Source organism: Microcoleus sp. Pol7_A1, from assembly GCF_036701085.1.
Lineage (GTDB): Bacteria > Cyanobacteriota > Cyanobacteriia > Cyanobacteriales > Microcoleaceae > Microcoleus > Microcoleus asticus.
This window is the reverse complement of the sequence record NZ_JAUBQD010000123.1, coordinates 1-7,022: the sequence shown is the minus strand read 5'-3', so window position 1 is coordinate 7,022 and position 7,022 is coordinate 1. Positions and strand designations below refer to the sequence as shown.

Sequence of the window (7,022 nt, the reverse complement as noted above, 5' to 3'; positions counted from 1 at the left end):
TCTACCAAAATGGAATTATCGTGCAGTTCCGACTATTTAGCAGACGCTAATGTTATTAAATTTTCATTCCTTATTTGAGTCAGATTGCTCAATATAACCCAGGACTAAATTCGATTGTGACTCTGGATGCGGAAAATGCGATCGCGCAGTCGAAAGTGGCAGATAAAGCATTAGCTCGAGGAGAAAATTGGGGGTTCTTACATGGAGTACCCGTAACTATCAAAGACACCCTCGAAACCAAAGGATTACGCACAACCAGCAGTTATCAACCCTTAGCTAATTATGTCCCAAAGCAAGATGCTATCGTCGTCGATCGACTGCGCGCTGCTGGAGCAATTATTTTGGGGAAGACGAATACACCACAACTAGCTGATAACTTTCAGACCAACAGTCCTCTGTTTGGTAGAACAAACAACCCCTGGAACCATGAGTGTACCCCAGGCGGCAGCACCGGGGGTGGTGCGAGTGCGATCGCTGCGGGGTTATCCCCTCTTGAACTTGGTAGTGATATTGGTGGGTCAATCCGCGTTCCAGCTCACTTCTGTGGCATTTTCGGCTTGAAACCAACCCAGAATCGCGTATCAACATTTGGACATATTCCAGAATTACCAGGAACACCTAAAACTATTCACCACTTACAAACAATAGGGCCTCTTGCCCGCTCTGTAGAAGACTTGCGATTGTGCCTGTCACTGATTCAAGATCCAGACCCCCGCCAGCCGGAAGTAATGCCGATATCTACACAAGTTAACTCAGTGACCACGCTACAGTCCTACCGCTACGCCTGGTCAGAAGGTTTTGGTGATATTCCAGCAACAGCCGAAACCAAAGCTGCTCTAGAAAAATTAGCATCATCCCTGACAGATATAGGATGCCGTGTAGAGCAACACAACGAGCCGCCAAATTTTGATAGCAATGCGGTACGCGATACTTACCTCAATATTTATAATTTTGAATTGGGTTTATCCCAGCCAGACTTGACGCAGATTCAACAGCAACAACGATATGTCACCGCCCTCATTGAGCGCGATATTCTGATTGCTAATATCGAAAGTTTCTTATCTAATTGGGATGCTTGGCTGTGTCCAGTAGTGCCAGTGCCTGCTTTCACCCACCGTCAGCCAGGAGCACCAATTGAGGTGGATGGTCGCGAGTTCTCTTATTTAACAACAATAGGTGCTTACGTAACAATTTTCAATTTAACTGGGAACCCTGCCGTAGTGCTGCCCTTTACACAGTCACAAGAAGGACTACCCATCGGCGTGCAAGTGGTGGGACGGCGCGGAAGCGATCTGAAACTGCTAGAGATTGCGGAAAAATTAACTCAAGTAACTGGTTTTTTTCAACGCCCACCTGGGTATTAGAAATGTCATTTGTCATTGGTGTCGGGCATCTGGCTGCAGAAGCAACGACCGAGAGCCATTGGCGTTGTCCCAGCCCATAAAGTTGTTGCGTTTAAGTCTTTGAGCCGAATCTGTCGGTGCGAGTGTTCTCGATCGCTCGCGCTATTCTAATAAAAACCAATGCTTTATTTTTTCAGGTTTGATAGAGCAAAGGAGCGATTGATAAAATCGCAGACAGTCGTTTTTTAGGGTGGCAAAGCGATCGCTTAAAGTTGATATCGTTGCGATCGCTGTCTTATCTTTCAATTATCGCATATACTTTTTAACTTATAATTTAAATAAACTGAAATTTAAAACACTAAATATTAATATAAAGTTTGACAAAAAAACAGGAAATATTATTTCCTAATTTTCCTACTTTAAGTCAGCACAAAAACTGATATTTTCAATCAAATACACCTGATACCAATTCTCTATGAAGTCGCACTTAATAAACGTGAGTTCAATTGGTGCGATCGCCACTCGCCCAAGCGCTCGCTCAGGAGTCCGCGATCGCTACTTAAAGTCCTGAAGGCGACTGCGATCGGCTTTGAGGTCAAACATTTATTTAATGCCGGGGAACTGACTTCATTAAAAATAGTAAACAGGTGGTTCATCGTACTTTTTTATTAGTTCCAAAATAGCGTCATAATACTCCGATTATTTGGGGAAGTTTTTTTTAAAAGCTGTATCGAACGCTGTCATCAAAGTGACACAAAAGCGCTGCCTTAAAAATCTCCTTCATCTACTTGAAATACAGTCAACCCCAACGACCTCCACATATCAACAACTTGCTGGCGATCGTCCAACACAAATTTAATATTATATTTCCCTGCAATATGCCGCCGATATAACTCTTCCTTCATAATCGCATCCTTCCTCATATCTCCGGTTTTCCGCATATAAAGAGCAGCATAATTAACCTCGTACTGCTGCAACCATTTTTCACTTTGAGGCTGACAATCATCTGTTCGACCCGAGACTACAATAATATGGGCGCTGGACTGCCACTTGCGGATGGTATCTAAGACGGGCTGATTCGGTAAATCGCGATCGCACGTCGAAGCATCAAAAGGATTTCTGCCGTTGAGAAGTGCCAGCGTACCGTCCATATCGACAATAATTGCATCCGGCAAATCCGGGTTATATTCCGGCGGCACAACAGGAACCCGCACGTACTTATTGTACATCTTCATTATCACATCTTTGCCCACCGAATTAAGCCTTTTCAAATCCCTTTTAATACATTCCTCAACCGGAACTTGCAAGAAAGAATCATTAACTTCGACGATGGCTTTACCTTTAACTAACTGTTTGATATGCTCGATGTGAGGTCCGAAATTAGTATCGTCAACAATGACGTGCTTGCCGCTTTCCAAAGCCATCAAAATAATCGTATCTCTCAACTGCACAATAAACTTTTCATTGGCCGGCGACCAATGAGAAGCGTGAGCCATTTCTCTGAGCAAATCTTTATTGCTGCGAACCCACTTTGCAGGTTCAGACAGCAGCAATTCTCTAGCAAACTGTGATTTTCCAGAAGCAGGTAAACCAACAAGTACAATAACTCTTTTCATGGTAATTGGTAATGGCTAATTGTCGTTATGGACGCAGGAACTCGCATTTGTAGGTTGTGCAATGCGCACCTTACCACTTATTCTTTAGTCCATTTATACTGGAACGAGAGCCAAGTGTTGACGCGGTTTCAAACGCCGAGTTTGATGGGAACAATTTATTAGTTTGTTTACAAACCTAGATGGATGTAATCTAAACCCAATAACTCCTCTATTTTATGGAGCGTAACATCACGAAGAGCTTCTTTCACTCCCGCAACTCTTCGCGCACGCAAAGAAAACAAAATCCCGGAATAGGGCAAATGTTTGACAGCTAAAGCAAAATCTTTCTGAACTTCTATATGTTCGTGCTGTCGGTAAACTTCCTCGATTTCTCTAACCAAACATTGATATTTCTCCTTAACTTTTTCGTACAATTCAGTCCACTCAGGGAAATAAGCTAAAAACTCTTCTCCTTCATTAGTTAAAACAATCTCGATCAGGCGGCGGGTCGAAAACCCTTCGCGGAGATGAGAAATAGCGACATATTGCGGAGACTTAACTTTAACTCTGTTGAAGTTAGCATCGCAGATAATATACCCTTCCGAATCCATCGGATCTAAATGTTGAGCCGCTTCGATAACTTCTTTCCAGCTAGTTAAAGGGTAAGATGCGACCAATTCCCATCCGTATTTATTTGCCCAAATACTCGGGTCGGTTTCTAGCAGTGTTTGAGTGTTGCGAACCCCGTGCAGCACGATTTGATTTTCCGTTTGCTGCACAACTATTCTATTGTAAGGCGTCATCAACTCAAAGATAAAACACTGGTCAGTTTCTTGCGGTAATTGATATCCCAACTCTTGCCAGACTTTCCAAAAAAGTTCGGCAAAGCTGAATCCAAAACCGTTAACTTCGCCGGCAGCGTCGGGAGTGCCGCTAGATTGCACTCTCCATTCTCCCTTGTAAAAATAAAGTACAGTCAGAGAACCGTCTAGTTTTTGGTAAACTTTGGCATGACTCCAATCAATTGCAGCGGCGTGAATTTCTCCGTAATTAAAAAATTTGTCGTAGGGATAAGAAACTATCTGCCAATCGTCAGATGAATCTAAAATAATGCCTCGGCACTGCTGGACTATTTTTTCGCCCAATGGAGATTCTATCTGCGAGTATTTCAGACAGACTAAATCGGGATATTGGCGGTGGCGGGTAACTTTGATATGATAAGTTTCGGACAAAGTTTCCAATCCGTGCTGGCGCAAATACTCTTGCAGTTCCACTATCAACTCCTAAATTGCTCGCCTTCTCTATATTATATATGACTTCATATTCTGGCAACCTTGTCAAGATAGTCAAAAAAGATTTTTCCCGGAAAAGCGAGTGTTAATTTTGTATTTTGAATTATGGTTGTACATAGGTGAATGCGGTTCGCCGCCCAAGTAAACTCTTGGAATATTAAGGGAAAAGACCGTGAAGAAAAAATTATTACTTTTGGCTACTTCTGCTGGTGTATTGACTGCTTTATTACCTCTATCGGTTGTTTTTGGATCTTCGCAATTGTCGCAGCGACAATCGGGAACAACACAAATTGCTCAAGGAGGCACTGCAGTTCCGGTAAATGAAATTTTGCCAAAGTTAAAAGGCAAAACGCAAGTGCCTATTTTTATTCCCAGCAGGATTCCGCTTTCGCAAAAAATGTACTATTCAACTACAGCACAAGCAAACAGCTATGCTATTTCAATCGATTATAAAGCAGATTGCGGCGGTACGACCGTTTGCACTTTTGGGTCAATTATAGGTCAAAAAGGCGGGGAGTTTACTACAAAACTAGAATGGGTAACTAAGACATTAAAAAATGTCAAACTTGCGGGCGGAGTGAAAGGAGTTTATCATAACGGTTGCGGGGCTTATTGCACAGCAACTCTTGAGTGGAAAACTCAGGGTTTTATGTATACCGTCGCCATTAAGAACGGACGGGAATATGATTTAATTTTAATAGCAAATTCTGCTATTCAAGCTGGGAAGCGTTAAGTTTTGCAGTCGGGGACGCACCACTTCTATATGTAGAGTGCGAACTGCGCACTTTACGGTTATTGTATGATAGATATTAACTCGCATTCGCCTCTTACAAGATGCTATGGTTTTTTTGTGCTGACCTACTTAGGGGGAAATCAGGATGAGGGGAAGATGGCTATTTGCGGCGATTTTTGCTTGTGTGGTGACTGCTTTTACGATCGCACCTTTGACACCCAACTCAGCGTTAGCAAGGACTGAACTCTCGATAACAGAAATCCACTGGTTTAATTTTTCCCCTAAAGATAGCTGGCAACCGATACAATTTATTGTACCCGATCGCAACACGGCAAAATCTACCGGCGGCCGCAAGTTGCGGTTGTACGATGTTCATATTGCCAAAATGTTTGAAATTTCTCATTTTCTGTGCGATCGCGATCGCGCTTCTGAGGGTTACAATTGGTCCTATCAAGCGGAAAATGGCAATATTGAGATGGGACGCTTCAAAATTAGCTGCACTCTAGCCCGTTCCATAGCTCCAGCTTACGGGTTAGGGAAATCAGAAATTACAGTGATTCGCCGCCACTTCCACCTGAAAAACGGTCGCCCTTCTATTGCTGCAGAAAAATATTCAATTCCCACTCTCAACATTGCTAAAAATAGAGTTTTGCAGTGGAGGGATTTTGTGCAAAAGTTGCCCCAAACCCCGGATAAATTAGCAAACCAAGCTAATAGTAGTTTTCCTGCAAGTAACATTTTTCGGCAAATCAAAGGTAAAACGCGAGTGCCTGTTTTTCTGCCGAATATACTTCCTTTATCTGACACTCAGCAAGTTGATTTTGATGTGCAAGCAGGTTCCTACGGTTACATTGTGGGAATGTATTTAGGCAAAGGATGCCGCGCCGGAGCTTGTTATTTCGGCACAATAGAAGCTAAAAGAAATGAACCGTTTTCGCCTCCTTCGCAATTACCGCAGGATACTTACAGAAGCATTGAATTGGCCGGCGGCATCAGGGGAATTTATTTCAATAATTGCGGTGCTTACTGCACTGCTTTTGTTGAGTGGCAAAGGCTGGGGGTGCTGTACCGAGTCACTAGGAAAAACGGACGGCAGCAAGAAGTTGTTCAGATAGCAAATTCTGCACTTCAAGCAGGGCAACGTTAAATTTGGCGGGTAAATGGAAAAGGTCGAGCGACCTTTTTCGCATTAATTATCCCGTTGCTGTACAATTAAAAAGTACCTAAAAAACTAAAGAGATGCCTGCGATTAGCGTTGAAGAAGCCAAGCAGAGTCTGCAAGCTATCTTGGAAAAGGTGGCTTTGGGAGAAGAAGTGACGATCGTACACGAAGGTAAAGTAGTAGCTCGCGTAGTCCCGCCGCTCACGAAGGAGCAGCGGTTAGCTGAACTCAAGAGATTCCGAGACTCTATTCAAGTAAAGGGTGAACCCCTGAGTGCAACAGTCATTAGGCTAAGGGAGGAAGCACGGTATTGATTTATATAGATACTATTAAAGTAAAGTTCAGTTATTAATTGCCGTAGCTGAGGGCTAAAAGTTCTATCGACCTTTTGTCAGCGAAGCTGCACTTATGCCTCCACCAAAGGTGCATAGCAGGATTTCATATCCTCGTGGGAGATGATTTTAGTTGATGTTTCCGCAGGTTCTAATCCCTTGCGGGCGTTGAGCCAAGGTGTCTCTGATTGCGTCAATTCTGCAAGATGTTTAGCACTTAATTCTCCATAAGCATTCCAAACTTCTTCGAGTACCTCGATTTCATCTTCATCAAATTCTTTTTCAAAATTATCGGGAGCTGGAATATCGCTATATTTGTAAGGTTTGTACTCATCCCAAACATCGCGGACAATGGGGCCAGAAACCCAAGCTTCAATATCTTGCTCAAATAGCGGCTGGCTTCTAAAGACTAAACTCCAAGCTTGTGCATAATACACGATCTTTTGCAGTTTCAGAGGAGAAATGGTATCGCCTGCTTCTCGATCGACAGGGAGCGTGTCACTTTTGCGACAAGTATAAATACTCAAAACAAGTGGGGCAAAGGTTTTGAGCTATTGTTGGCAAA

The 7,022-nt window shown here is 43.1% G+C and carries 8 protein-coding genes; 4 read left to right on the top strand and 4 right to left on the bottom strand.

Annotated elements, in window-relative coordinates:
- The first annotated feature begins 74 nt into the window (after positions 1–74).
- Entirely contained in the window at positions 75–1,364 is a 1,290-nt protein-coding gene (locus tag QUA20_RS31200; protein WP_333194194.1) for an amidase, read from the top strand.
- A 452-nt stretch (positions 1,365–1,816) separates the two neighbouring features.
- On the opposite strand, the gene QUA20_RS31195 is transcribed toward QUA20_RS31200, so the two are convergent.
- From QUA20_RS31195 to QUA20_RS31185, 3 genes are all read right to left on the bottom strand, one after another.
- Positions 1,817–1,999: a hypothetical protein gene (locus QUA20_RS31195; protein ID WP_333194192.1), complete on the bottom strand. Its 183-nt coding sequence runs from the start codon at positions 1,997–1,999 to the stop codon at positions 1,817–1,819.
- A gap of 111 nt (positions 2,000–2,110) precedes the next feature.
- Positions 2,111–2,959: a phosphatase domain-containing protein gene (locus QUA20_RS31190; RefSeq protein ID WP_333194191.1), complete on the bottom strand. Its 849-nt coding sequence runs from the start codon at positions 2,957–2,959 to the stop codon at positions 2,111–2,113.
- A gap of 167 nt (positions 2,960–3,126) precedes the next feature.
- Positions 3,127–4,212, bottom strand: coding sequence for a T4 RnlA family RNA ligase (locus QUA20_RS31185; protein WP_333194190.1), 1,086 nt, complete (start codon positions 4,210–4,212; stop codon positions 3,127–3,129).
- A 190-nt stretch (positions 4,213–4,402) separates the two neighbouring features.
- On the opposite strand from QUA20_RS31185, the gene QUA20_RS31180 reads away from it, so the two are divergent.
- The 3 genes from QUA20_RS31180 to QUA20_RS31170 all read left to right on the top strand — a co-directional run bounded on the left by QUA20_RS31180 (position 4,403) and on the right by QUA20_RS31170 (position 6,439).
- Positions 4,403–4,963 carry a hypothetical protein gene (locus QUA20_RS31180; RefSeq protein WP_333194189.1) on the top strand — a complete coding sequence of 187 codons (561 nt, stop codon included), beginning with the start codon at positions 4,403–4,405 and terminating at the stop codon, positions 4,961–4,963.
- 145 nt (positions 4,964–5,108) lie between these two features.
- Positions 5,109–6,110, top strand: coding sequence for a hypothetical protein (locus QUA20_RS31175; RefSeq protein ID WP_333194188.1), 1,002 nt, complete (start codon positions 5,109–5,111; stop codon positions 6,108–6,110).
- Positions 6,111–6,202: 92 nt separating this feature from the next.
- Positions 6,203–6,439 carry a type II toxin-antitoxin system prevent-host-death family antitoxin gene (locus QUA20_RS31170; protein WP_333194187.1) on the top strand — a complete coding sequence of 79 codons (237 nt, stop codon included), beginning with the start codon at positions 6,203–6,205 and terminating at the stop codon, positions 6,437–6,439.
- A gap of 92 nt (positions 6,440–6,531) precedes the next feature.
- Here the strand turns inward: QUA20_RS31170 and QUA20_RS31165 are convergent, their stop codons facing one another.
- On the bottom strand, positions 6,532–6,984 hold the full coding sequence (locus QUA20_RS31165; protein ID WP_333194185.1) for a type II toxin-antitoxin system antitoxin SocA domain-containing protein: 453 nt from the start codon (positions 6,982–6,984) through the stop codon (positions 6,532–6,534).
- Positions 6,985–7,022 lie beyond the last annotated feature (38 nt).

Bases quoted from the DNA above. Each gene is read 5' to 3' on its own strand.
- QUA20_RS31195 (WP_333194192.1), bottom strand. From the start codon at position 1,999: ATGAACCACCTGTTTACTATTTTTAATGAAGTCAGTTCCCCGGCATTA.
- QUA20_RS31190 (WP_333194191.1), bottom strand. From the start codon at position 2,959: ATGAAAAGAGTTATTGTACTTGTTGGTTTACCTGCTTCTGGAAAATCA.
- QUA20_RS31170 (WP_333194187.1), top strand. From the start codon at position 6,203: ATGCCTGCGATTAGCGTTGAAGAAGCCAAGCAGAGTCTGCAAGCTATC.
- QUA20_RS31175 (WP_333194188.1), top strand. From the start codon at position 5,109: ATGAGGGGAAGATGGCTATTTGCGGCGATTTTTGCTTGTGTGGTGACT.